24 protein-coding genes are annotated in these 22640 nt (G+C 56.7%); 14 read left to right on the top strand and 10 right to left on the bottom strand.

From position 1 onward, the window contains the following. Nucleotides 1–66: 66 nt before the first annotated feature. Nucleotides 67–1239, bottom strand: a complete 1173-nt coding sequence (locus tag FMA36_RS17815) for an oxalate decarboxylase family bicupin (protein WP_159264335.1) — start codon at nucleotides 1237–1239, stop codon at nucleotides 67–69. Nucleotides 1240–2271: 1032 nt separating this feature from the next. Here FMA36_RS17815 and FMA36_RS17820 point away from each other — a divergent pair. From FMA36_RS17820 to FMA36_RS17860, 9 genes are all read left to right on the top strand, one after another. Continuing rightward, a complete protein-coding gene (locus FMA36_RS17820; protein WP_395372518.1) occupies nucleotides 2272–3510 on the top strand; it encodes a cupin domain-containing protein in 1239 nt (412 codons plus the stop codon). A 100-nt stretch (nucleotides 3511–3610) separates the two neighbouring features. Beyond that, nucleotides 3611–3880 (top strand): hypothetical protein, encoded by a 270-nt coding sequence (locus FMA36_RS17825; protein ID WP_159264289.1) that lies wholly within the window; start codon nucleotides 3611–3613, stop codon nucleotides 3878–3880. A gap of 171 nt (nucleotides 3881–4051) precedes the next feature. Continuing rightward, a complete protein-coding gene (locus tag FMA36_RS17830; protein ID WP_159264291.1) occupies nucleotides 4052–5359 on the top strand; it encodes a carbohydrate porin in 1308 nt (435 codons plus the stop codon). Between the two features lie 177 nt (nucleotides 5360–5536). After that, entirely contained in the window at nucleotides 5537–5905 is a 369-nt protein-coding gene (locus FMA36_RS17835) for a hypothetical protein (RefSeq protein WP_240906604.1), read from the top strand. Between the two features lie 1111 nt (nucleotides 5906–7016). Further along, nucleotides 7017–7241, top strand: coding sequence for a twin-arginine translocase TatA/TatE family subunit (locus FMA36_RS17840; protein ID WP_159264293.1), 225 nt, complete (start codon nucleotides 7017–7019; stop codon nucleotides 7239–7241). A 194-nt stretch (nucleotides 7242–7435) separates the two neighbouring features. After that, a complete protein-coding gene (locus FMA36_RS19925) occupies nucleotides 7436–7819 on the top strand; it encodes a DUF3455 domain-containing protein (protein WP_159264295.1) in 384 nt (127 codons plus the stop codon). Nucleotides 7820–8150: 331 nt separating this feature from the next. Further along, complete coding sequence (locus FMA36_RS17850) at nucleotides 8151–8549, top strand: Sec-independent protein translocase subunit TatA/TatB (protein ID WP_159264297.1); 399 nt, start codon at nucleotides 8151–8153, stop codon at nucleotides 8547–8549. A 23-nt stretch (nucleotides 8550–8572) separates the two neighbouring features. Next, nucleotides 8573–9352, top strand: a complete 780-nt coding sequence (gene tatC / locus FMA36_RS17855; RefSeq protein ID WP_159264341.1) for a twin-arginine translocase subunit TatC — start codon at nucleotides 8573–8575, stop codon at nucleotides 9350–9352. Nucleotides 9353–9631: 279 nt separating this feature from the next. Beyond that, a protein-coding gene (locus FMA36_RS17860) for an IS3 family transposase (protein WP_159264299.1) occupies nucleotides 9632–10770 on the top strand; the annotation gives its coding sequence in 2 pieces (ribosomal slippage) (nucleotides 9632–9875 and nucleotides 9875–10770; 1140 coding nt in all). A 119-nt stretch (nucleotides 10771–10889) separates the two neighbouring features. Here the strand turns inward: FMA36_RS17860 and FMA36_RS17865 are convergent. The 6 genes from FMA36_RS17865 to FMA36_RS17890 form a co-directional block, all read right to left on the bottom strand. Continuing rightward, nucleotides 10890–11375: a Ros/MucR family transcriptional regulator gene (locus FMA36_RS17865; protein WP_159264301.1), complete on the bottom strand. Its 486-nt coding sequence runs from the start codon at nucleotides 11373–11375 to the stop codon at nucleotides 10890–10892. Nucleotides 11376–11619: 244 nt separating this feature from the next. Further along, the gene (locus tag FMA36_RS17870) at nucleotides 11620–11844 is read right to left on the bottom strand and encodes a hypothetical protein (RefSeq protein WP_159264303.1); all 225 of its coding nucleotides are present in this window, start codon (nucleotides 11842–11844) and stop codon (nucleotides 11620–11622) included. Between the two features lie 156 nt (nucleotides 11845–12000). Beyond that, nucleotides 12001–15219 (bottom strand): MobF family relaxase, encoded by a 3219-nt coding sequence (gene mobF / locus FMA36_RS17875; protein WP_159264305.1) that lies wholly within the window; start codon nucleotides 15217–15219, stop codon nucleotides 12001–12003. Further along, nucleotides 15219–15440 carry a hypothetical protein gene (locus FMA36_RS17880; protein WP_408885664.1) on the bottom strand — a complete coding sequence of 74 codons (222 nt, stop codon included), beginning with the start codon at nucleotides 15438–15440 and terminating at the stop codon, nucleotides 15219–15221. Before FMA36_RS17880 ends, mobF begins: the two co-directional genes overlap by 1 nt. Nucleotides 15441–15566: 126 nt before the next feature. Next, nucleotides 15567–15860 (bottom strand): HU family DNA-binding protein, encoded by a 294-nt coding sequence (locus tag FMA36_RS17885; protein ID WP_025440137.1) that lies wholly within the window; start codon nucleotides 15858–15860, stop codon nucleotides 15567–15569. 59 nt (nucleotides 15861–15919) lie between these two features. Further along, nucleotides 15920–16672 (bottom strand): BRO-N domain-containing protein, encoded by a 753-nt coding sequence (locus tag FMA36_RS17890; protein ID WP_159264309.1) that lies wholly within the window; start codon nucleotides 16670–16672, stop codon nucleotides 15920–15922. A gap of 312 nt (nucleotides 16673–16984) precedes the next feature. On the opposite strand from FMA36_RS17890, the gene FMA36_RS17895 reads away from it, so the two are divergent. From FMA36_RS17895 to FMA36_RS17915, 5 genes are all read left to right on the top strand, one after another. Next, the gene (locus tag FMA36_RS17895; protein WP_240906605.1) at nucleotides 16985–17536 is read left to right on the top strand and encodes a hypothetical protein; all 552 of its coding nucleotides are present in this window, start codon (nucleotides 16985–16987) and stop codon (nucleotides 17534–17536) included. 35 nt (nucleotides 17537–17571) lie between these two features. After that, nucleotides 17572–18402: an FAD-binding oxidoreductase gene (locus FMA36_RS17900; protein WP_159264311.1), complete on the top strand. Its 831-nt coding sequence runs from the start codon at nucleotides 17572–17574 to the stop codon at nucleotides 18400–18402. Next, nucleotides 18402–18896, top strand: coding sequence for a hypothetical protein (locus FMA36_RS17905; protein WP_159264312.1), 495 nt, complete (start codon nucleotides 18402–18404; stop codon nucleotides 18894–18896). Before FMA36_RS17900 ends, FMA36_RS17905 begins: the two co-directional genes overlap by 1 nt. Before the next feature lie 110 nt (nucleotides 18897–19006). Continuing rightward, a complete protein-coding gene (locus FMA36_RS17910) occupies nucleotides 19007–19819 on the top strand; it encodes a hypothetical protein (protein ID WP_159264314.1) in 813 nt (270 codons plus the stop codon). 13 nt (nucleotides 19820–19832) lie between these two features. After that, complete coding sequence (locus FMA36_RS17915) at nucleotides 19833–20240, top strand: hypothetical protein (RefSeq protein WP_159264119.1); 408 nt, start codon at nucleotides 19833–19835, stop codon at nucleotides 20238–20240. Between the two features lie 352 nt (nucleotides 20241–20592). On the opposite strand, the gene FMA36_RS17920 is transcribed toward FMA36_RS17915, so the two are convergent. The 3 genes from FMA36_RS17920 to FMA36_RS17930 form a co-directional block, all read right to left on the bottom strand. After that, nucleotides 20593–20895, bottom strand: coding sequence for a hypothetical protein (locus FMA36_RS17920; protein ID WP_159264121.1), 303 nt, complete (start codon nucleotides 20893–20895; stop codon nucleotides 20593–20595). 70 nt (nucleotides 20896–20965) lie between these two features. Next, nucleotides 20966–21646, bottom strand: coding sequence for a hypothetical protein (locus FMA36_RS17925; RefSeq protein ID WP_010511735.1), 681 nt, complete (start codon nucleotides 21644–21646; stop codon nucleotides 20966–20968). A 523-nt stretch (nucleotides 21647–22169) separates the two neighbouring features. Then, entirely contained in the window at nucleotides 22170–22604 is a 435-nt protein-coding gene (locus FMA36_RS17930; RefSeq protein ID WP_159264123.1) for a cupin domain-containing protein, read from the bottom strand. Nucleotides 22605–22640: the final 36 nt, after the last annotated feature.

Genomic DNA, 22640 nt, shown 5'->3' on the forward strand with positions numbered 1-22640 from the left:
TGCGGTGGAAGTGCACCACGGTCTCACCGGAGACCGATGGGATTTCTTACTGGAAAGCGTCGTACGTCAGACCACGAGAGGCTTGGTTTTCGAAAGCGCTGCTATGGTCTCGTCATCAACATTCAGATGCGCTTTCACCATATCATGTGGAGACAGGGCCAGCCACTGATTGGCTGAGAAGTCAGCAAACTGGGAGCTTTTAAACGCTTCAAGGAAAACCAGCGGTTCATCCCCGATATTTTCGAGGTAGTGACCCATGCCAAACGGGACATAACCGACGTCACCAGCACTATAGTCGAAGGTCCTCGCCTTCCCCCCCGACGCAAAAACGGTCATCCGGGCTTTACCACGGATGAAATACTGCCATTCATCGTTATTGCTATGCCAATGCAGTTCCCTTAGCCGTCCCGGTTCCACGACCACAATGGCAGCAGCGATCGTTGACGCGGCAGGGAAGTTTGTTGAATCGACAATTCTCACTTCACCCCCCGCTGCTTTTATCGGCTTCTGCTCCATGAGATGATGTGTGTACTTAACCGGGCTTTGTCCCAGTGGGGAAGGCACCCGTTCATCTTCGATCGGCCCTGGAACGGCTCCTGAAAATATCCAGCGTGAATGCTCGACATCCTTCGGAAGATTATCGAACTTCGCGGCTGGCACGCCAAAATTTTTGGCCAGAATGTGCCGGGGGGTATGGGCCAGCCAGTCGCTGATCAGGAAAGTCTCATTTTCAGAAAAGCTGCCATCGTCGAAAACAAGGAGAAACTCGCAGCCATCGTCTTCCAGACCCTGGATGGAATGAGGGACACCAGCTGGAAAATTCCAGATATCGCCAGCTTGAACATCATCGATAAAGTCGCGCCCCTGTGGGTCAAGCGCGGTTACCCTTGCTTTACCGGCGAGCATCAGGCCCCATTCGGCTTCCTTATGATAATGGAGTTCACGATACCCGCCGCGATTAAGTCGCATATTGACACCGGCAAGCGTCGTTGCCACCGGGAGTTCACGCTCGGTGATTTCGCGCGCCCATCCTCCGGTACCGAGACGGTTACGCGCCGTACCGTACGAGAACTTGAGGTTGGGAATGGTTCCCGCGTCGGTATCAGGCGACGCCATTAGGTCGGGGTTCTCGCGTTCTAATGGTAGATTGCGCGGTCCGAGGACCGTGCCGCCGCGGTTCCCGCGCTGAGGCTGAGGGGTTGTATCAGCAGGGGCTTCTTTCCAGGGTAATTCAACCATTTGGTAACTTCCCACTTTGGATTTTTGCTTGTCCGGCCGCACGCTTGCGTCTGGACGCATAACACCCGAGGATAAGGCAAGCGAGACATTCGAGCGATTATACCAAGGTATGATTTCTTGGAGCGCCATTTTTCGGCAGTTTGCCCCATCCTTTTCGGTCAGTCGCCGACGGAGAACGAAATACTGCGACCGACAGGAGTGCCCGTCCGGCGGGCACCAGCCGACCATAATAGCATCGTGCAATAACCTGCATATGTTAAATGCGATAACTTTTTCAATCAGGGAGGTAAACCGATTTATGCGTAAACTTTTTTTTCTGGCGAGCTGCGCGTCTTTGATTCTATCGCCACTTTCGGGATTTTGTGCTGACCCAGAAATTCATCATACGCGCCCGGGCGGTGAACCTGAACGTCTCGGTGATCAGGAGACAGCAGCGACTCCCCAGGAACCGACTTATTCCGCGCCCAGCGAGAAGAAGCCGCGGCACGTACTAAACCACAATCGTAAGGCAACCAGATAAAAGATGGTTACACGGAGCGATGAGAACATCGCATCCTGCAGGGCATCAAGAAGAACTTACGTCACACCCACCAGGTTCTCTGGTTTTAGACTGATGATAATAGCGGTTCATCATGACTGCTGTTGTCAATGATCCGTGATTACGTACATTCATGAGCGGGTGTTCAGTTAGCGTGCGGCACTACCATATGTCTGATCTGTAATGCTCTATCGCTGCCTCCTGAAGAGATATGAATACGCGGTGACGTGATCTCGAGTGGCGAAGTTTCTAATGCAAAAGCGGTGCAATCCGACGGACTGACCTGACAACGAAAAAGACTTTCCGAATACGGTCTCATCAAATCGGGCGTAAGCACGCACACGGACGATCAGCGCGATGTAGGTTTGCCACTGCAAAAAATATCATAACCGTAAAGTTAATTTTAGATACTGCGTCCGTGAACTAAACCTAAGTACAATAGATACTCTGAGCGCCGGTTCCTATTGTAATCATGGTAACCAACGGAGAATACCATGAACCCAATGCAACGCAGAGGATTTCTTTCAGCCGCGAGCTTTTTCGGACTTGCCGGCGCCGCACATGCGGCTACGTTCGGAAATCCTGACCGTCCGGCACAGGGCATGCAGAATGCTGTCTCGCCTTCAAGCCGTTCCGACCCGGGACCGAAAAACCCTGCGCTCGCCTCGCAGTTTCCGGATTTCCAGTCTCCGCCGGCAACTGACGTAGACGGTATGCCCTTATTCTGGGCTTCGTTTAACAACGCACATAAACGTATCCAGAACGGTGGCTGGGCTCGAGAAATTACCCAGGATGACTTTGCCATTTCCGAGGATATCTCGGGTGTCAACATGCGTCTCAGCGCTGGCGGCATTCGGGAGATGCACTGGCACCAGCAGGCAGAATGGGCAATCATGCTTACGGGCAAGTGCCGCATCACCACCCTTGACGAAGAAGGGCGTCCGAGCGTTGATGATGTTGAGGCTGGAGATCTCTGGTATTTCCCTCCCGGTCTGCCGCATTCCCTCCAGGGCCTTGGACCCGATGGCGCAGAATTCCTGCTCGCATTCGACAATGGGAAATCCTCGGAGTTCAATACCCTCTTGGTGACGGATTGGCTCGCTCACACTCCGCCGGAAGTTCTTGCAAAAAACTTCGGCGTGCCAGAAGCGGCCTTCAAAAACATTCCGCTTGACAACCTGTGGATATTCCAGGGCGACATCCCACCGGATCTGCCGGTTGATCGGAAAAACGCCCGGGTCGTTCCCGGTGCCCAGAAAGTCATCTACAAACTTTCACAAGCACAACCTCTGTCCCGTACCCATGGAGGGATGGCGCAGGTTGCGGACAGTCGGAACTTTCCGATCTCCAAGACTGTAGCCGCCGCTTTGGAAACCATAGAGCCGGGCGGCATGCGCGAAATGCATTGGCATCCAAACGCTGACGAATGGGCGTTCGTCATCAAAGGCAAGGCGCGCGTGACGGTGTTTAATACGGGGCCAAAAGCGCAGACCGCGAACTTTAATCCGGGCGACGTGTGGTATATTAAGAAAAGCCTCGGTCATTACGTCGAAAATACGGGAAATGATGTCTTGCAGATCATTTCGGTATTCAAATCCGATCGCTTCGCTGAGGTGTCACTGACCGACTGGCTGACGCATGTGCCGCCGGAAATGGTCAGACAGACCCTGAATCTCGATCCAGACGTGCTTGCGCGATTCCCGACCGGGCGGCCTGACTTTATGCCCCTCTGACCAACCGACCGCTCCCGCGTTAAATGGCGGGAGCGGTTTTTTCCCTTGTTATGCCCGCCTGTTTTTTTCGAAATCACGTCCTTGCAAAATGGAGTGCCACGTGTCGTTGCGGGTAAAATTTGATCCGTCTTTCATTGGGCAGGAAGTCGCGCGCCAGTGCTTCAACGAAGGGCGGAATGCAGATGAGCTTGAATATTACCTTGCTGGCGCTTCATACGCGATATGCCTAACGCTAGCAAAAGACAAACCATGGATGAGCGCGGAGTTCGTTAATATAGGTAACACTATTGCAAAAGCTGGAATGCAGACCTTCATAGATCTGATGAAAAATAACTTTTTGACGAATGTAACGCCTATGGGAACGGCGTAATGCTATAAAGAAAATAACATGCCATTCCAACAATATAGACAGATAGCGTCATGTTCTCAGAAACTGATACGTAGAATGTATAATGTGTCGTATATGATCGACTCTAAGACCGCCACTTCGCGCGAGCCAAATTGGTGAAGATGATTGAAGTGGTCTGATTCTTTTTTTTGCATGGCGTTTCTTTCGGGTGCATGCACTACAGCATGCGCTCAGGTTCCCCCTGTACGCTTCTTCAGTTCCGGCGTAACACCGCAGCAGATCGTTCCGGACAGCATTGACCCAATGTCTCATTTTTCCGGGAACTGGGGAGGTGCCCGAGACTGGCTTCTCAAGCGAGGAATTGACATCCGTTTATCCGACGCAAACGAGTTCTGGGCCGACCCAGTCGGTGGAGCGCAAGCATCAAATAACTACGTCGGGTCAACGGCGGTTGAAATGCTGGCGGATTTACATACTTTGACCGGGCTGCCTTTAGGGACATTTGACATCAGTGCCATGGAAATTCGTGGACGACCTTTCAGTAATGATCCTCTTTATGTTTTTAATCAGACTTCGAATATTGAAGCTGACGACAACACTAGGCTTTACGAGTTATGGTACAGTCAAAAATTCGCACATGGGCACTTTGCATTCAAAATCGGCAAGCTGGATCTTGGACATGACTTCATGATCAGCGATGTCGCTCTGAGCTTTTTGAATGCCTCTTTTTCATGGCCCATGATGCCCGATAACGATCTGTATGACCAAGGCCCAGTATCTCCCGTGGCGACCCCTGCAGTGAGGCTACGTTACACGCTCTCGCAATGCTGGAATTTTCTGTTTGCAGTCGGCGATGATAACCCCATCGGGGCACCGTTCATCAATACGCAGGATCCGTGGAGCCAGAATAGCGATCCGTCTGGAACCCGGTTCAACTTCTCAACAGGCGCACTATTTTTTGCAGAATCCCAATATCGTAGGCGAATAGCGGGGAAAGAAGGCATATATAAAATTGGTGGTTACTTCGATACGGGACGATTTCCGGACCAGGTTGATTCAAGCCGCCTGCACAAAACCAATTGGTCCGTCTATGCCATCGCTGATCAGACCCTGCAGAAGTTCCGGAATTCAAGCGAACTCGACGCTTTCATTCGCGGTAACTGGACTGCCGATACCGACCGCAATCAGATCGTCTACGCCGTAGACGGTGGTATTGCTCTGAAGAACCCTCTTAACCGGGATGGTGATATCGTTGGACTTGGCGCTGGGGTGGGTGCCGCGAGCCACTCTTTGGCAAGAGCCGACCGGGTGGATGGCCTACCGGGGCAAAAGCGGGAATATCACCTGGAACTGACATATCAGGCGCAAGTCAATCCATGGCTGATGCTGCAGCCGGATATTCAAGGGATTCTGTCACCCAGTGGAGGCGTGCTCGACAACGCCGGCCGACGCGTCCGAAACGAAGCGATATTCGGCATCCACGGCGAAATAACCTTCTAATGAATAAATTGAAAGACTGTAAAAAATATGCGCAGACGTTCTCTACGTAAGCTTAACAAATGGCGTCACATGTCGGCTGTCCTCGCCTGCACGTACGCCTTAGTGTCTGGTCGGTTGTCCAGCGCGTATGGAAAAGAAACCCATGAGTTGATATGCCCAGGAGTACAGGCCGGTATCATGCTGACAGTGTTTGGCACTTTCAACGGTTATCCGCATTCGGCACTCCATGACGCTGTTGTGCGCGGCATTGCATGCCCCCGTGGAGAAACACAACTACGGGCGTTTGAGAAAATTGGCGTGCCGCCCCCACACCTGAGGATCAACGTTGAACACCCCGCCGGCCAGGGTCTCACGGGAGCCGTTTCCGTTACGCTGTTCTGGCGGGGGCGGCTTATCCTGGGAGAACGGAAAAACCTCTCTTTATTGGCCAAAACCCGGGCTCCTTCCATCGTCTCTAGCGATATTAATGTCATGACCGATCGGTTGTGGCATGACCTCGCTGAACTCGACCGAGCGACAGGATCCGCTAAGGCGGTCGGCCCGTGACGGTTTCTCACGCCCGGCTGCCTTAGAGTGGTATGATTGAACATAGACATTGCCTTGCTTTTCGGCTGACCATGCCGCTTCAGTCCGACGAGCAAATCGCGCTGATACCGCATCGCTTCCGGCAAACTTCGGCGCGGCGCGCGCGATTAGGGTCTCGCTGATACGCCTCGTCACTGACGCCGAGCTGACAGCCACGCGAGTTATGGCAACATTGCGCCGGCACAGCCGCGCTCGGGTGCCAATGCCTGTGGCTTCAGTGGCCCTGACAGAGGGGCTGGGACAGGCCTGACGCCGACATGACCGCCGCACGCGTTCTCTGCTGCTTATGTCAGCTCAGAAACTTAAAGCGTTGCTCTATGGAGCACATAGCGCCAGCAGGTCAATGGAGCCGCAGCGCGACTGCAGTCAGTTAGGTTAGACCACAACTGCAGCCGAGCTGAACGGGCCTAAACCGGGCTGAGCTCTCACTTTTCGACAGGTGGGACTGGGATGGCCTAGTGACGAACTGCTCGGAACAGCGACACCATCCTTGCAAAATTAATCCAGGGGAGATTTACAGACCTGACCGCGTCTGGTCGCATTTTATCCTTGGCTGGACCGCCGTCGTCGAGACACTACGTAGCCTTCGCGGCTGTCATAATGTCCTGCAATCGGGCATTGACGCATGATTTCAGCCGACCATGCCGAACTTCGTGCGGATAGAAGACAGCTACCCAAACGGTCCAACCCAGTCACCAGATTGGGCGCGGACAATACAGCGCCTTAACTCATACTTCCGCGTACCGGTGCGTCCCAATCCGCACGCCCATTCCTGTCGATCGCGGTTCACATGAGATGATGTTCATTTATGGCACGGAGAGCCGCATGCGACACATCAACAGCCACCGTCTGGATTGCCGCAATTTTTGACTCACTAAACCTAAGTACAATGGCGACCTCAATATTATGCGCTCATGGTGCTTCCAGGTGCAGCGGCGAGTTCCTCATCCCCATGCGCGAGTCATGAGACGAAACCCGCGTAGAGACGAGGAACTTCCATGTCGGTGCGGCCTGTTATTCCCGGTCGGCCCAATCAACCGATGGCGCGCGCATAACACTGAGGAGATAAAATATGGGTTCATTTAGTATCTGGCACTGGGCACTCGTTTTCGGCGTGGTCCTTGTTCTTTTTGGTGGAGGGAAACGCCTTTCATCTACGATGGGTGATCTTGGGAGGGGTCTCAAGGTCTTCCGTAAGGAGATCAGCGATCTTAGCACCGACGATCCGCCGACCTCGCTGGAGGATAAGCGCCCTGTAGTCACTGAGCATATCAACAAAGAGGCTGTCCCTTCGTGACAGGACGGCAATGTGGTTACAAAGGAGCGTCCGATTGTTGTGAGAACGGCATGATCTTTCATCCAACGAATTGTCACAGTCTCGCCCCCATACGTTTTATACTTCGATGTGGAATTCTTGTAGCCCTTCTACTTCCTTCTGGTGCTGCCATGTCTCGACAACCTACCTCCCGTGGAGCACCGCGAAAGGAATTCATGCTCCATGCTGAGGGGCAGCAAATATATGTATGCCACCGATCCGCGACAGGAGCATTAGAATGGAAGCTCGACGAACCAGCGGCAGAATTATTCGAAGGGTATGTGTACTATGGGATACATTCGGCCGGCCCGAGTTGGTTACTATCTGATGGGTCATCCGTTCGAGCCACCGTAATGGAGGTGACACATTCGGCGAGGCATACCGACGTGCCGCAATTGCATTTGAAGGTTACGCAACATGGGGGCAGGGGACTGCTTAGTGGCGCGCGCTACGTCGATCGCGTGCAGACCATGGGCGGGGCATTGTCAGGTACGTGTACGCTAGAGGACCTCAGCTTCGGAGTGCCCTATGAAGCCAACTATAGGTTCACATTTGATTAAGAATTCCCCGCGCTGCGTATTGCCATAAAGCACAGGCAAACGATCCCTTTACATCGTGGAACGCTGGCGTGAGGCGATCGCTGCCTGCGCGGGTTCCTACGACAATCCACATGATTCTCGCCGTGCGGAGCCGTCTAATTGCTCGGTGCGACGCTGGTGCCCGTCATCTATGGCACCACAGATTTCACGCTGAAAAGGGATATGTTGGAGAGCGGGTTTCCATATGACTAGGAATGTGGCCGAAACTATTGACGTCTGAGAGGCCACGAATGGACCAACCTAAAAAAGTTCTGTCGATCACCAGAACTGCAGGTAAAAAGGACAAAAATACATGTTTGGACTTTCGTGGAGCGAAATTTTGGTGGTAGCGGGGCTCAGCGTAATGCTTCTGCGGCCAGAAGATCTGCCTGTCATCATGCGCGGTCTAAAGGAAGCCCGAAAAAAAATAGGTGAATTGCGTGGTGAGTTTGTCCAAAGAATTTCTGACATCAGTAGAGAACTAGAACTCAGCGAAATTCGAAACCAAGTGCGATCATTCGAGCAGTCAGTTGATCCTCGTCGCATCATGGATTGTCTTCAGCCACATACCGAATATAGATCTGGCGCCGAGCAAAAAAAAGTCATCGTGGCGATGTCCACGCACAACACAACGAACGTGATGGCAGACCACGCCGAGCGGGTCAACGCGGTACTGCCGCCAGATCATGCTCCGCCTCATGAGCAGAAATAAGCTTCTGCTTCGGAGATTTTATGATGGACCATGTTCAAACCGCCCGCCTGGCAGACAGCCCCGTAAGCATATGGGAGCATATCTCGGAACTCAGGCGGCGCCTAATCTGGTCACTATGCAGTATCGTGGCCTGTTTTATATTCTGTTACCATTTTTCAGACAGGATATATGACTTTGTCGCAGAGCCATTAACAGCCTTACTGCGCCGTGAAGGCGATCATCCCCAGCTCATTTTTACTGCACTAAGCGAAGCTTTTTTTACATACATAAGGCTTTCAATATTTTCTTCCGTATTTATATCAATACCATTTGTGTTGTTGCAGGTCTGGATGTTCGTATCGCCCGGACTCTATCCCAAGGAGAAGCGAGCTTTTGCGACTTTATTAATATCAGTCCCCCTATTTTTTTTGTTGGGAGCCGCTTTGGCATATTTTGTGGTGCTGCCGCTGGCATGGAAATTTTTTCTTTCATTCCAGGCCGCAGGAGGCCCTGATGGCACTCAAATACAACTTCAGGCCAAAATCTCCGAATACTTAAGCCTTGTGATGCAAATCGTTACGGCTTTTGGTGCTGCCTTCGAATTACCCGTGATTTTGTCAGCTCTATGTTATCTCGGACTCATAAAGGGAAGTCACTTAAGGAGCTTTCGGCGCTATGCCTGCGTGGGTTCGTTCGCCATCGCCGCCATAATCACTCCTCCCGATGTGATTACTCAAGTGTCGTTGGCTGTCCCGTTGATGCTGCTATACGAAGTCTCTATTCTCGCTTCTGGCGTAATCGAACGGACGGCTGACAATCGCTAGCATCAGGACCATTAGATTGTGACATCGAACTGCAATGGGCAGACCGTGGCTAAAAAGGAAACGCTCCTTCGGACAAACTGGCTTTCCTGTCTGAGCACCGGGGACACAGACTTGACCATATAATCGGCCAACGCATTTGGCAGGATCGAATACCAACTGCTGCACTCTGAAATCACATGGCTATGCGGCCATTTACAGCCCGCGGTTGCAGTGGACCTGTGACGGTTTTGTGCCGGTTGACTGAGCGTTTAAAGCTTTCAACAAGAGAGGCATGATACCATGGCATTGAAGCAGACAGAAGAGTTTCGCCGCGAGGCGGTCAGGATCGCGCTCAGCAGCGGTTTGCCCAGGACGCAGGCGGCGGCGGATCTGGGGATTGGCAAATCAACGCTGAGCCACTGGATTTCGCAGTATCGGTCGAGCGATCTGACAGCAACAGCGGCTGAAGCGCAGACGGATCTCGTCCGGGAGAATGAGCGCCTTCGCCTGGAAAACCGTGTCCTACGGGAGGAGAGGGAAATATTAAAAAAAGCCACGCAGTTCTTCGCGAGCCAAAAGACGTGAGGTTCGCGTTTATTGGGACGCATCGTGACCGCTGGCCCATCGTGCGCCTGTGTCGGGTCCTGCAGGTCTCGACGCGTGGCTACCGGGCATGGGTTTCCAGGCCCATGTGCGAGCGCCAGCGCACCGACCTGAAGGTCCTGGCGCATATCCGCGAGCATTTTGCCCTGAGCAACCGGACCTATGGCCGTCCGAGGATGACCATGGAGCTCAAGGAAGCAGGGCTTGCTGTTGGTGAGCATCGTGTGGGGCGACTGATGAACGCCAACGATCTTCGTCCCGTGCGTACGCGTCGGCACGAAGCCACGACCGATAGTCATCATACCCTTGGTTTTGCAGACAATATTCTGGGCCGCAACTTCATGACTGATGCCGCCAACCGGAAATGGCCAGGCGACATCAGTTATATCTGGACCAGCGAAGGCTGGCTTTACCTTGCTGTCGTCATTGACCTGTTCAGCCGCCGCGTTATCGGTTGGGCCGCCAGTGACCGGATCAAAAAGGACCTTGCTATCAGGGCGCTCGATATGGCGGTGCGTCTACGCAATCCACCACCTGGCTGTATTTTCCATTCTGATCGCGGCAGCCAATACTGTTCCCATGATTTCCAGAAAAAATTGACTGAATACAGGATGACACCGTCCATGTCCGGCAAGGGAAATTGCTACGACAACGCCGTGATCGAGACCTTTTTCAAAAGCCTGAAGGCCGAAATGCTCTGGAGACAAAGTTGGCCAACATGGCGTCAGGCAATAGCCGCCATCTTTCAATACATCAACGGCTTCTATAATCCGCGACGGCGCCACTCCTATCTCGGGAGTATCAGCCCACTCGCTTTCGAGGCCAAAGCCGCGTAAAAGAGATCACATACCGGCACAAAACCGTCACAGGTCCAGAGAAGTTCTGCCTTCGTATATTGCCGCGTTCCTGAGCCAGGAGAGCGCCGCGCCGGCCGGTCCGACGGCGCGTTCCACTTCTAGTGAACAGCTTTCTTTCTGCCCCGACGCCTTCCTTGTGGCTTGTCAGGCAATGCAGGATCCGTCGCGCCCTCATCACCAGATTTGGTGGCAGTGGACATTATATCCCGCCCCAGCCCAATCTCTCTTGCGAGTTCCGATCGGCGTACTGTGTAATTGGGAGCGACCATAGGGTAATGAGATGGAAGTCCCCATTTCCGCCGATATTCTTCAGGCGTCATGCCATAGGATGCCTGCAGATGCCGTTTGAGCATTTTCAGCTTTTTCCCATCTTCAAGACATATGATATAATCCGGAAATACGGACCGCTTGATGGGAACGGCAGGTATCTGTTCTTTTACGCCCGAAGTAGTCGGGACGGACAATGAATTGTAAACAGTCCCAATCAGCCTGATAAGTTCGTCCGGCGATATTTTATTTTCCGATACATAAGCAGTTATGATTTCCACGGTCAGCGCCAACTGTCTTTGTTGTTCTTCGGGCATTGTCCATCACCTTAACAGACGAAAAAACTGTGGCCCTGTATATAACACCGCTATTGGGAATAGTCCTCGGCGTTTTCGACGATTTGGCAGATTGCAGAACAGGTATGCTCTTGAGCAGATATCCAATAGGATCCTGTGCCTGCTCATCTGTATTTCATCTGACCGTCAACACTTCTTGCTTTCTACGGCAATCCTGTTACCCGTTTCCCGCCCAGCATCAAGACGCCATATCCGCGATAAGAGATCATCTGGATCCGGTGTCAGCAGAACACTCGGACACAGCTTCCTCTTCGGTCCAGGAAGGTCTTGAGGCGTGAACATGCCCGGAAGCTTCAGTCGCGCCAATAATGCGCAGCAGACTTTCAGGGATCGGTTCACGCACAACATCATTGAACCGGGCACGCAATTCGTTCTTCAACCAGCAGTCGAACGGATCAGGATCTCCCCGGAAAGACACATCGTCCATCATTGGCCTGTTATCTGCTGCTCCCCGCCTGCCTGACGATACGCAGCCGACTTCGTTGCGCAAATGACCAAAGCGTGCGTCAGATCTGAGATGTTGTCGCGGTATGGCACATGGTCGGCAGGATTCAAATCCGGTAAGAACAGCAGAAAGCCGGACGCTCTAGCTGGCGGCGCCTGGCGACGCAGATGGCACAGGGGGACGCCTGCCCAGCACCTGGGCGGCCCGTTGGCTCCGAAGCGTCTGCTCCGCACCCGTCATGACCGCTGGTGCGTTCCTGATCATGACCTGCAGCCTGGTGTCGATCTCGGCCAGACGCGCCTTATGCAGGCGCTCGGCCTGCCGCGCCTGCGTTTCCAGAATAATCTCCCTTCCATAGGGGCGACCTGACTTCGTCAGTGTCTCCTGCATGCGCCCAAGCGCGATCAGTTCCCGGATCCTCGCATCCCGGGCCTTGCGGGTTCGCGCAACCAGATCCGTACCCAATGATTTATAGGGTTTATGCGCCATTTTCTTTGCCACATGATTCCACAGGTCGTCACTGGTGATGGGCGTCGTGTCCCCGAGCGCCCTCTGGTTCCGGACCGCCTCAAACGTCGCGCCATCGGAGATCATGGTCCATGTGGTCCCGCGCGCCCGGCTTTCCGCGACGTATGAGGTAAATCCCGTCGCCAGTTCAACGCCTCGCGGCAGGGCATTGATATGCTCGTCTGAAGTAAGCCCCTGTGCCGCATCAATCGTCATGGCATGCCCGAACCCCAGCAGTAGCCGACCAGTCTTCGCGTCACGAAACCGCCGCCATTCGACATCGGCAACAAGCCCGTCCTTCGTGCGAACGCGAAGCCCCGCATCGCCATGGGCCAGAACCTCCACCACATCACCGTTATTTCCGACTGTGGCGCCCTTTCCATCCACACTGCCCCATGTCCGACGATACAGCCGAAGCCGGTCGCCCATAGCGATCGCAAGATCATAGGTTTCGCCGCGCTGATCAATAGCCTGCACGGTGATTTCATGCGTCGAGATCTCGCCGCGCTCCTGCAGGATTGTACGGACTGCCCGACTCAGATCGGCAGCATCCTGATTGGTCAGCGCCGACATGCTGATCGTCTTGGCCCGGCCACGCCGCAGGCCGGCACCCTCGGCGGCCAGGGCATCGCGACGCGTCACATACAGCCGGGCAATATCCTGCAGGACTTCCTCATGGTCGCCGCCGACCAGACGGATCGTTCCATCCGCCCGTTTCATATCAATCGCGTCCCGGACTTCCTTCAGATGGAACCTGTTACGGACGTCGTCATCATTTTCCTCGTCGGTATGCGCGTTGGCCGCAGCCCCCTTGAACTCGTGGGATTCCAGATCGCTCTCTTCCGGCTCTGCGCCACGAAACAGATCAGCAATCTGGCGATTTCTTGCAGATACCTGCCGGACACTGGACAGAAGCTCAGGCATATCTTCCGGATCCAGGACCCGGCGCAGCATCTCGATGGCGTCCCCTGCCTCGATATTCTGCGCCTGCTCGTGGTCACCCAGCGCCTTGATCGTGCAACCGGTATCGCGCTGCAACTGTAACAGGCGAAGCATCTGGCGCGGGCCGACCTGACCGACCTCGTCAATCACCAGCACCGTATTCTGGTCCACATCAACGTCACCGCGCTCCAGCCGCGCCAAAAAGGGCAGCATCGCGCTTGTGTCAAAGATGCCGGCCTCACGTAATGCGTCCGCCTGGCGCCAGGCATTGGCAATCCCGATAACCCTGCGACCATTCGTGTCATAACGCGTATCATGTTTCCACGCATCAACCAGCGGAGACAGCAGGGCCGTCTTCCCGGAACCCGCGACGCCGGTGAGCATGGAGAGCGCACCGCCCCGGCCAAGAGCGTAGATCGCAGCCTTCTGGGTCTTTCCATGCTCGCTTGCGAAGTCGAGGGGTGATCGTCCGATCGCTTCCGTGATCTGGCGGTCCGACAGCGCCCCGCTCCGGTCTCCTGAAGCACGAGCCGCCTGAATCGCGAGGTCCTCCTCAATGGCGATCTGCGCGGAATTCGTCACCCTCAGCCTGTCGCCACGCATCTCCTGAATCAGCGAGACCCGTTCCCCGCCGAGTTCAAGACCACGCTGTTCAATAAGGGCCACGACATGATCAATGTCCTTCACGCCACCCTCGATGCCGGTGCCGATCAGGCCCCGGGCCGCATACGTTCTGAGCTTGTCGTGATCGATCACGGCGGCTGTTTCAAACTCCCTCGCGAGATGGCGCGCAGCGAAACGGTAGGCAATATCGTATCGTTGTTCCCTGGCGCCCACGGGCGCTACTGGCGTGCCAAGCAGACTTTTTTTCTCCCAGCCAAGACGCCTGGCCTGCTCGTGCCATATCTCATGGTCACTCGTACCTTTGTCCTTGTCGAGCCGGGCTGCCAGGCCGGCCATGGACAGGATGCGGCGCTTGCGTTCGATCGGCATATGCGCCCAGTCCGCTCCTTCCGCCGCGGCATACTCCTTGGCCGCCCTGATGACGTTGCGTCGTCCCTTGCTGAAGAAATCCGATATATCCTGCGGCACGGCCGAGATGACCGTCGCCTGTTCACTCGCATCGTATTGCTGGGCGATGCCGATCCGGCGCAGTTCATCGGCGAGCTGTGCCTGGAAATATGCTCCAAATTCGTGAACGCGCGATCGCAGCCGCTTCGTGTCGAGTGAACCCACATGTCCCTCTTCCGTAACCACGACATTGAACAGGGCATTATGGATATGGGCATGGGGATCGCCGCCTGCTGGCGTATCGATCAGATAGGTCTGACCTGTCCCCGCGTCACGCGCCTCGACCGTCGGGCGCGCGGTATCATGCCGGAATGACACCCAGGCGACCTCGCCCGGGTTGGCACCGTCTTCGCCCCCATGACCGCGCCGCGCGAAGCCGATTTCCCGCGCGACATAGAGCATGGTGGCGTCGTTTGCCCGATCAATGGCGTGCCAGATGGCTGCCCTCTCGGCCTCGGTCGGCGCAAACTCGGCCGCAAGCGTAACTGATTTGTGTGGCGCCAGAGTCAGATCATAGGCACTGATCTTGCGGGCATTCCTTGACCAGTCATCGCCATTATCGGCCCTCTTTGCTTCAAACAGGCGATTGAGTTGCGCGTTCTTAGGTGGTGTCTTCGGATCAATGCCAAGAGCCGCTGCAATCTCGGGTCGCATGTCCGGTCGCCACGAGGCCCGCCCATCGCGACCGGTGTAATAGCTGGTCAGTCGGCCACCATCCGCGTCGGGCACTTTTCCGGGCCGGGTACGGAAATCGTGCTCTGGCTCTGGCAGCTCCTGCGTGAAATAGGCAGTGATCAGGCGACCACTACTCTCAGCCGAGATTTTCCGGAACGTCATCATCAGACACCCGTTCCGTCCTTTTCCTCGGGTCGAGAGGTGAGGGGCGCCCGGCCCTCCTGAATATCGAGGGTTCTGCCGGTTGTGGCGTCAATATGCCTGAGAACAGGGCACTGCGCGGCGACAAGTGTCACCAGTCGGCCGAGGATCTCATCAAGTGTCGGACCATCAGATTCCTTCGGGGCGAGAATTTCAATGATCAGGGACAGCTTGTCTTCGATCATTCGAAGCCGTTCCCGGATATCGTCGTCCCAACTTGCGGTCGTGTTAGGTTTTCCGACTGACTCGCTCATTATCGTCACCCCCCGTGTCAGAATCACGGGAAGCGTGACGCGGAATCATGCGACCGTTCAGGCCTTCTTCTGGTTGACCCCGGTGAGTTGGTCCTTGACGGCCTTGGCCGGCGCAAAAACCAGTTTGCGCGAGGCCGGAATCTGCATCTCAGCACCGGTCGCCGGATTGCGACCCATGCGGGCAGCGGTGTGCCGGACGGTAAACTTGCCAAAGCCGGGCAGCGATACCTCGTCGCCGACCTCTGCAGCCTGAACGATAGAGGTCAGGACGGTCTCAAGAGCGGTCTTCGCATCGGCCTTCGTGCCGCCCGTGGCTTCGGCGATACGGTCAATCAGATCGGTACTTTTCATCAACGCTGTCTCTTTCAATTAAGGTGACACGGAAAGATCGAATCACAACCGTGGCGGCTTTATGATTTCTCTCGGGTGGGCACGATGATGCTGCGGGACAGGTCTACCCCGATGCGAATGGCGTCATCAAGCTGGCGACCAATACCACTCTGCAGAACGGCGGAACAATACATCACCCCGTCGATTTTGCGGCATACGCTCCAGACCGACCCGATCAGGTTCATGGCATGAACCAGCCCCTCCACGTCGTGACGATCCAGATCGTGAATGAACTGGTGAGGATCAACCTCCTCAATGTATGGCTCTTGTCCCGGCATCACAAAAACCATGTGAGGACCGGGCCGAGAAAGGCGCCTGAGAAGATCCATCTGGCTGCTGGTGACTGTAAGTTGCACGCCACTTCCGGGGCATCCACCGGGGATATAGGCACCGGTTCGACTGATCTGTGGCATCACCTCTCCAGTAATCCAGCGCCGAACCCGTTTGGCAACAGGCTTTCGAGAAATGAACGTCAGGTGGTTGGCTCCGCTTTCACTGACGAAGAGCTGTTCCTGCGTCCCTCCTGCCGTCACCACGCCAATACGGCAATATTCATCATCATCAAGCCGTTTGACCGTCGCAGAAGGATTGCTGAGGCCCAATATGGAGCAAATCTCCCGGGCCGAGATCCATCGCCTTCCGGTGACTTCCTGAACTGAGATCCGGGTGTCTTCAAATGTCAGATAGTCTCGTTCGCTTTTATGCAGAATAGGTTGAACCGGATCACTGAGCAGTTTCCTGACTCGCGGCCTGTTAGGGATGGTATCTCGCATCTCATATCTCCCCTTTTCCTAAGGAGATTGTGCGCGGGGAACATGCGACCTCTTGTTAAAATGGGCTCAGCGGCATCCGGAAGGGTCTAAGCATTGCTTACACCCTTTCCAACTCCCCCGCTCCTGGCGGCGAAGCCGCCCGCACCAACGGTGCAATGGTGTATATGAGGCTCCTTAAATCAGAGGGAGCGACAGGGGAGCGATAAAGGAGCGATAAGGGAGCGGCAGGGGAGCGGAAAGGGAGCGCTGTAGTGGCAATGAAGCCGAAAATCCCCACATAACCTCTGAACGCTGGAAACAGGGATACTGACCGTGGCCAATATCGATGTCCAAAAGCGCCTACGCGAACACGCAGTTGCCATGACCACCCAGGCAGCGACCCGTTCCGTCCTGCTCTGGCTAACCGAGCATCATGACGCCGTTGCCGCCATCAGACCGCCTGGTGGCTCATGGAAGCCCGTCATCGCCGTGATGCGCGAAAGCGGCCTCGATATCTCCGCAGACCACTCCGGCCTCAGGAAGGTAAGGAAGCTCTGGGTACAGGTCAGGAACGCCCGAAAAGGACATGCTGAGGAACAGACCGCCTCGGTAGAAGTCGATCCCCCCGTCCACACCACCCATCCGAGCCGGCTGCCGCAGGACTGGAAGCCCGACCTTGTCGATGATGGCCAGAAAAACCTCCCCCCCTCCCCGATGCATCAGCTGTACCCGCACAAAGAGTGTCCGCCGAAAAAAACGCGCAGGTCGCATCATTGCCCGCGACAGTACCAGAGTGCTCGGGCAGCGAGACAACCGGGGAGAAGAACTTTCCCATTGGCCGCGCCCGGGCTGAGGCCATCAAGCGGGACCTTCTTGCGCGACTGAAGCGGAAGGAGCCCGGTTTTCATCGGGAGTAAGGCATGGCATCCGCCACGACCACAGACGCCGCAGAACCAACGGTGCTGGTGACACGCCCAACCCTGCTCGTCGCCATCGGGCGCCAGCGGGTGGGAAAGACGACATTCCTCAAATCACTGGCCGAGATCACGGCCCAGCAGGGAGGCAGACCGGAGATCTGGAACACGGATTCCATGAACCGCTCGCATACGCTTTCATCGCTTGGTCCGCAGGTTCTGGAAGCGGACAGCATGTCCCCGACCGGGCAGGCTGCCTGGCTCGAAGGGCAGATCGAGAAGCTGGTTGAATCCCGCCATGATGCGATTCTCGACATCGGGGGAGGATGGACCGCGATGCACGAACTGATCCGCTCATCTCCCCTTGTCGCGGCGCTGGACGAGCTCGGGGTCTCGCTTGTGACGATCTTCATGATCGGTATGGAGAATGCGGACATCGACTATCTGCAGGACCTTCAGGAGCAGCATGGCTTCCTGCCGCCCCGCACGGCTATTGTCATAAATGAGGGCCTGCTTCCCGTCGGTATCGATACACCGCAGGCGGTCAGCCAGATCCTCGAAAACGAAGCGGTGCTCAACGCTCTGGACCGAGGCGCCGCGCATGGAGTTTTCCCCGCAATCAACGGGCTGAAGAAAATCGCGGATCGTGGGCAGTCATTCATGGATTTTGCTGCGAACAAGCCGGTTCCCGGACAGCCGAAAAGCTCGGTCTTCGACAGGCTACGGGTCAATCGCTGGCTCAAACGGGACGTGCCCCTCTTCCTGCGCGACCTCGGAGCGGACTATCTGCCCCGGATGCCAAAGGGGCTGCCCGACGTGGTGATGGAGAATGTCTGATGGCAGCCCAGGGCGACATCGAGGCGGCGGACCGTGAATTCGCGATCCGAATGGAGAACCTGCGCCGGGTCGCCGCCCAGTGGGTCGAGCGTCCGATCGCGCCCGAAGTCGAAGTCCTTTCGGCGCTGGTCGCAGCGATAGACCAGATCGGCACCCTCTGCATTGAAGCCAGGCGCGCCTCCATCCGCTCCGTTGCCGAGAGCAGGCTGGTGGCCGAACAGCAGCGCGAAACCCTGGCGCAGGACACGATCGCCATCCGCAGTCACCTCAGGGACGGCATTGAAGCGGTGCACACGCTGCGCACCATCAACGAAAAACTGGTTGAGAAGAAACTCCTCGCGATCACCGCGGATATGACGAAAGGATTAAGGGGGGCCATCGAGAGCCAGGCCACGGCCATGACCAGACGGTACAACCTGCAGACGGCCTTTCGCGTCCTGGGATACAGTTCCATCGTCCTGATAGCGGGATTTGCGCTCGGACGGATGCCCTGAGCGTGTCCACAATAGACACGCTCAGGGCCGGAACCGAAACGCCGTACGAAGTACTGACACAGGTCGCATGATGCTGGCCGATCCTGTCCGCCTCGCAACAGGAGGCCAAGGTGATCCGGCTCCCCTTTCCATGCCGCCGCACGACGCAAGCGACCGTGGTCCTAGTAACATGCGGCCTCCTCGTTCCACCGATCGGGCACGCACAGACAGTAAACGTGCCGGGCGGCCTCCCGACACATGTCAACGCGACCTATCAGGAACCAGGGCTCGGTGGCTGGACCCCGGACACGACGGGCACAGCCCAGGCCACCAGCGGAAGCGGCACCGTCACCCAGACAACGACAGCAGGCACGTCCGACAGCGATGCGCTCGAGACCCTATACCAGCAGTCCTGGGGCTATGCAGCAGCCCAGAACGCCGAGGCGCTGGGCGTCAATCCCTCAGCACTGGCCGCGACCTGCGTGGTGGAATCCGGTTGCCAGAACCTCTACACGGCCGGAAACGGCAGTACGATCACCGGCGCGTTCCAGATGAGCAACGGGACCTACAGCCAGACCCTTGGAGAGGCACTGGCTGCAGACCCCTCGCTGGCCTCATCCATCACCAGCGGCACGGCGGGCCAGCAGGATCCGGCAACGCAGGCAGTGGCTGCAGCGCAGTATCTCAAGGATGCCGCAACCAGCCTGCAGCAGAGTGGCATCAGCAACCCGACAGCCCTTGATGCCCGGGCCTATTATAACTTTGGCCCGAGCGCGGGCGCTGAAATCGCGACGGCCGACGACAGCAGCCTCATGTCGTCCTACATATCGAGCACGGCGATGTCGGGGAACAATATCAGTTCAACCACCACGGTCGGCCAATGGCGCGCGGCGGTCGCAGCAAAAATGGGCAGTGCCGCGTCCAGTTCGATCCTGACCGGCTGACGAGGAGTCCAGCATGAGGTTTTCCCACCGGGCCGCGATCCTTGCGGCCATCACCTGCAGCATCAGCCACCCGGCCTTCGCGCTGCATAGAACCCCGGTCCGTGCGCTCGACGGGTACAGATGCATGGCCCTTGATGCACCTGAGCGGGTCATGATGGATTTCAGGCATCCGATCCCGCTGCAGAGCGAACCACGGGACGATGCCCCGAGCCTTGCGCCCGCGCTGGCGGTACTCCCGGTCGCCACGAACGCACCGCCTACGAACGGCTACGTCCGGAGCATGAATCTCGCATTGCGTCCCGGCTGGGTCTCGACAAGATGGCTAAAAGCCTACGACGCGGTCCATCCCGGCATGACCTGCACGCCCTACATCATGAATGACGGCAAGCTGGGCTTCATGTTCGGCAGGGCGACACAGTAGGTTTGTCATCTCCACAGTCCGGCATACTGCATGGCCTACATTGTTTTCCCCGGGAGCGGATCAGGGAAGGCCGCTGCCCGCCGGGAGGGCCGCGAGGCGCCCGGGTCAGGCCTGAGGGCATGCCCCTGAGGTGAACCGGGTTGCCCGGAGCGCGGGGCACCGCCCTGCGATCCGGGCGGCCCTGTTCACTGAAAGGGGCGTGTCCTCACCGCGCGAAGCGCGGCGCGTAGCGGGCTTGAGGCGGGCGCCTCGCGGCGACATGCTGGTTTCAGGGCATTTTTTTACAAGCACGATGGCGACCCCGGACACCAGAAGCAGGAACCCGGTTTCCGGGCTCCTGCGGCGTGGTCTCTCAAGGCGTTGGATCGTCGGGCCACCAGGGGTCGGGGGCGTCCGAGATCTCGCGCGCTTTCGCTTCGGCTGCGGCGATGGCTGCGGCCCTTGCGGCCCTGGTCGCCTCCCGCCATGCGTCGATGCCGTGGTCGGCAATAAAGTCATGGGCGCCGTCATCTTCGGGGTGCGGCATTTCCGGGCCATGATAAAAAGGATTGCGATGCCAGACGTCCCGGTCCGTCAGGACCCAGGCGTGGTGGGGCGCAGCACGCGAAAGCTCAAGGGCTTCGTCGCGGTCTGCCATGGATTCATATTCGCTCATGCGGGTCGATCCTTGCGGAAAGGTACCTAGCCGTGGGTGGCCGGACCCGCCGTGGGTCCGGCCGGGTCGGTCAGAAGCCGAGGGCGTCCATCTCGGCGGCTGCGGCCCGCTGGTCGATGGTGCGGGCGTTGCTGGCCGTGTAGGGCTTCCACGGGGTGCCGATCATGTCCTCGTAGGCGGCAAGGGCCCCGCGGGCGGACGCGACCAGAGCGGCGGCCTTGATCCCCTGCTCGGCTGCGAAGCGGCGGGCGTTGGCCGCCCTGTTTTCCAGCCCGTCGACGCCCATCCGGTCCTCTTCGCGATACTCGTTGAACTGTGAGGACAGTTCGCGGGCCTGCGCGCGCTTGGCGTCATAGAACTGGGCGGCCCCGAAGGCGGACGCGACAGCGGCGCCCGCCATGCGCTGGAGGTGCATTTCCAGCCCCTTGTCGTTCTGCTCGCCGTTCCATGTGGTCACGACCAGCACGGGCGAGAGGCTGCGGGCGATGACGGTGAAAGCCTGCCGGGCCGTTTCCGCGAGGGCGTCGGCGTCGAAGTCCTCAAGACCGAAATGGGAAACGATCTTGGTGATCTGGTCGGGAACGGGGATCAGGGCTTCGGCGGCCTCGATGGTGATGACAGGCGCGCGCCGGGCCGCTTCCTCGAAACGGCGGGCAGCAGGGGCCTTCTGGCCTGATTTTGCCTTGCTGGCTGCTTTCTTCTCTTGCGCGGAAGCAAGGGCGGCGGTCATTGTGTTGGTAGCGTTGGACATGAAACCTAACCTTTCTGTCTGGCGTCAGCCCTGTCCGGTGTTCCAGCACCGGGCGGGGCGTCTGTGGCGGGAACCATTTCCCTCTCCACAAATAAAGAATAGTACAGACAGAATATAAATACAATAAGAAAGACAATATATTAAAAGTAAATATTAGTTTACTGCTGTTTTTATTTCCTTTATTTCCTTATGCCCATTTTATTAATCGCGGAATTATCAGTAATATCATAAGTATTCATCCTAAAGAACCCCCGGGCGAGCGGTCGAACCGTTGCGCGAAAGCGTGGAGACCCCGCAGGGGGCTCCAGTGAGGTTAGCGGCGCAGCCGCTTAGCGAACCAGAGTGAGAGAACCCCGAAGGGGCCGCCCCTGATTTTCTTTTTTTCCTGCTGAACAGAGATGTTTCCCGAACCGGGCCTTCCGGGAGAGGCAGCTATAACCAGACGCCCTGGGCTTACGCCGCGTTTTGCGGGCATGCGCTGCAGGGACACAACTCCCATTCGTCTGTGACCCGCGACATGACTTCAGATACTCTTGATGAAACCGGAAGGCGTGCCTTCGGCAGGATCGACAAACACCACGTCATCCGGTGCCCGACGCGGTGTGTCGATGGCAAGAAAAATGACAGGATCACGCAGGATACGCGGCACCGCATGCACCGCACGCCGCGGAAAGACCAGCAGGTGCCCGGGGACAAACGGCGCTTCCTCAGCCGGGTCATCAATCCAGAATGTCCCTTCTCCCGAAAGCACATGGAGGACTTCATCACACTGGGTATGATAATGCGGCGGCACGTCCCGATAGATCCGGAACACCCTGATGCTGGCTTCAGGCCTGTCGGTCAGATAGGTATCCAGCAGCATCGTATCCGCGGTCTGCGGGAACGCTGCCGCAATCCTGTTGAGATCGAACCGTCCACCGGTACGGTTCAGGGTCATCAGATGCTCTTCATCAGTCATGAGGCCTGTTCTCCGCCCATGTTCCACACCCTGTCT

Origin of the sequence: Komagataeibacter xylinus (genome assembly GCF_009834365.1) — a bacterium.
Lineage (GTDB): Bacteria > Pseudomonadota > Alphaproteobacteria > Acetobacterales > Acetobacteraceae > Komagataeibacter > Komagataeibacter xylinus_D.

Bases quoted from the DNA above. Each gene is read 5' to 3' on its own strand.
- tatC (WP_159264341.1), top strand. From the start codon at position 8,573: ATGGACCATGTTCAAACCGCCCGCCTGGCAGACAGCCCCGTAAGCATA.
- FMA36_RS17880 (WP_408885664.1), bottom strand. From the start codon at position 15,440: ATGATCGAAGACAAGCTGTCCCTGATCATTGAAATTCTCGCCCCGAAG.
- FMA36_RS17920 (WP_159264121.1), bottom strand. From the start codon at position 20,895: ATGAGCGAATATGAATCCATGGCAGACCGCGACGAAGCCCTTGAGCTT.
- FMA36_RS17815 (WP_159264335.1), bottom strand. From the start codon at position 1,239: ATGGTTGAATTACCCTGGAAAGAAGCCCCTGCTGATACAACCCCTCAG.
- FMA36_RS17925 (WP_010511735.1), bottom strand. From the start codon at position 21,646: ATGTCCAACGCTACCAACACAATGACCGCCGCCCTTGCTTCCGCGCAA.
- FMA36_RS17865 (WP_159264301.1), bottom strand. From the start codon at position 11,375: ATGCCCGAAGAACAACAAAGACAGTTGGCGCTGACCGTGGAAATCATA.
- FMA36_RS17890 (WP_159264309.1), bottom strand. From the start codon at position 16,672: ATGCGAGATACCATCCCTAACAGGCCGCGAGTCAGGAAACTGCTCAGT.
- FMA36_RS17835 (WP_240906604.1), top strand. From the start codon at position 5,537: ATGCTGACAGTGTTTGGCACTTTCAACGGTTATCCGCATTCGGCACTC.
- FMA36_RS17905 (WP_159264312.1), top strand. From the start codon at position 18,402: ATGGCAGCCCAGGGCGACATCGAGGCGGCGGACCGTGAATTCGCGATC.
- mobF (WP_159264305.1), bottom strand. From the start codon at position 15,219: ATGATGACGTTCCGGAAAATCTCGGCTGAGAGTAGTGGTCGCCTGATC.
- FMA36_RS17820 (WP_395372518.1), top strand. From the start codon at position 2,272: ATGAACCCAATGCAACGCAGAGGATTTCTTTCAGCCGCGAGCTTTTTC.
- FMA36_RS17850 (WP_159264297.1), top strand. From the start codon at position 8,151: ATGTTTGGACTTTCGTGGAGCGAAATTTTGGTGGTAGCGGGGCTCAGC.
- FMA36_RS17915 (WP_159264119.1), top strand. From the start codon at position 19,833: ATGAGGTTTTCCCACCGGGCCGCGATCCTTGCGGCCATCACCTGCAGC.
- FMA36_RS17830 (WP_159264291.1), top strand. From the start codon at position 4,052: ATGGCGTTTCTTTCGGGTGCATGCACTACAGCATGCGCTCAGGTTCCC.
- FMA36_RS17885 (WP_025440137.1), bottom strand. From the start codon at position 15,860: ATGAAAAGTACCGATCTGATTGACCGTATCGCCGAAGCCACGGGCGGC.
- FMA36_RS17840 (WP_159264293.1), top strand. From the start codon at position 7,017: ATGGGTTCATTTAGTATCTGGCACTGGGCACTCGTTTTCGGCGTGGTC.
- FMA36_RS17930 (WP_159264123.1), bottom strand. From the start codon at position 22,604: ATGACTGATGAAGAGCATCTGATGACCCTGAACCGTACCGGTGGACGG.
- FMA36_RS17900 (WP_159264311.1), top strand. From the start codon at position 17,572: ATGGCATCCGCCACGACCACAGACGCCGCAGAACCAACGGTGCTGGTG.
- FMA36_RS17870 (WP_159264303.1), bottom strand. From the start codon at position 11,844: ATGATGGACGATGTGTCTTTCCGGGGAGATCCTGATCCGTTCGACTGC.
- FMA36_RS19925 (WP_159264295.1), top strand. From the start codon at position 7,436: ATGCTCCATGCTGAGGGGCAGCAAATATATGTATGCCACCGATCCGCG.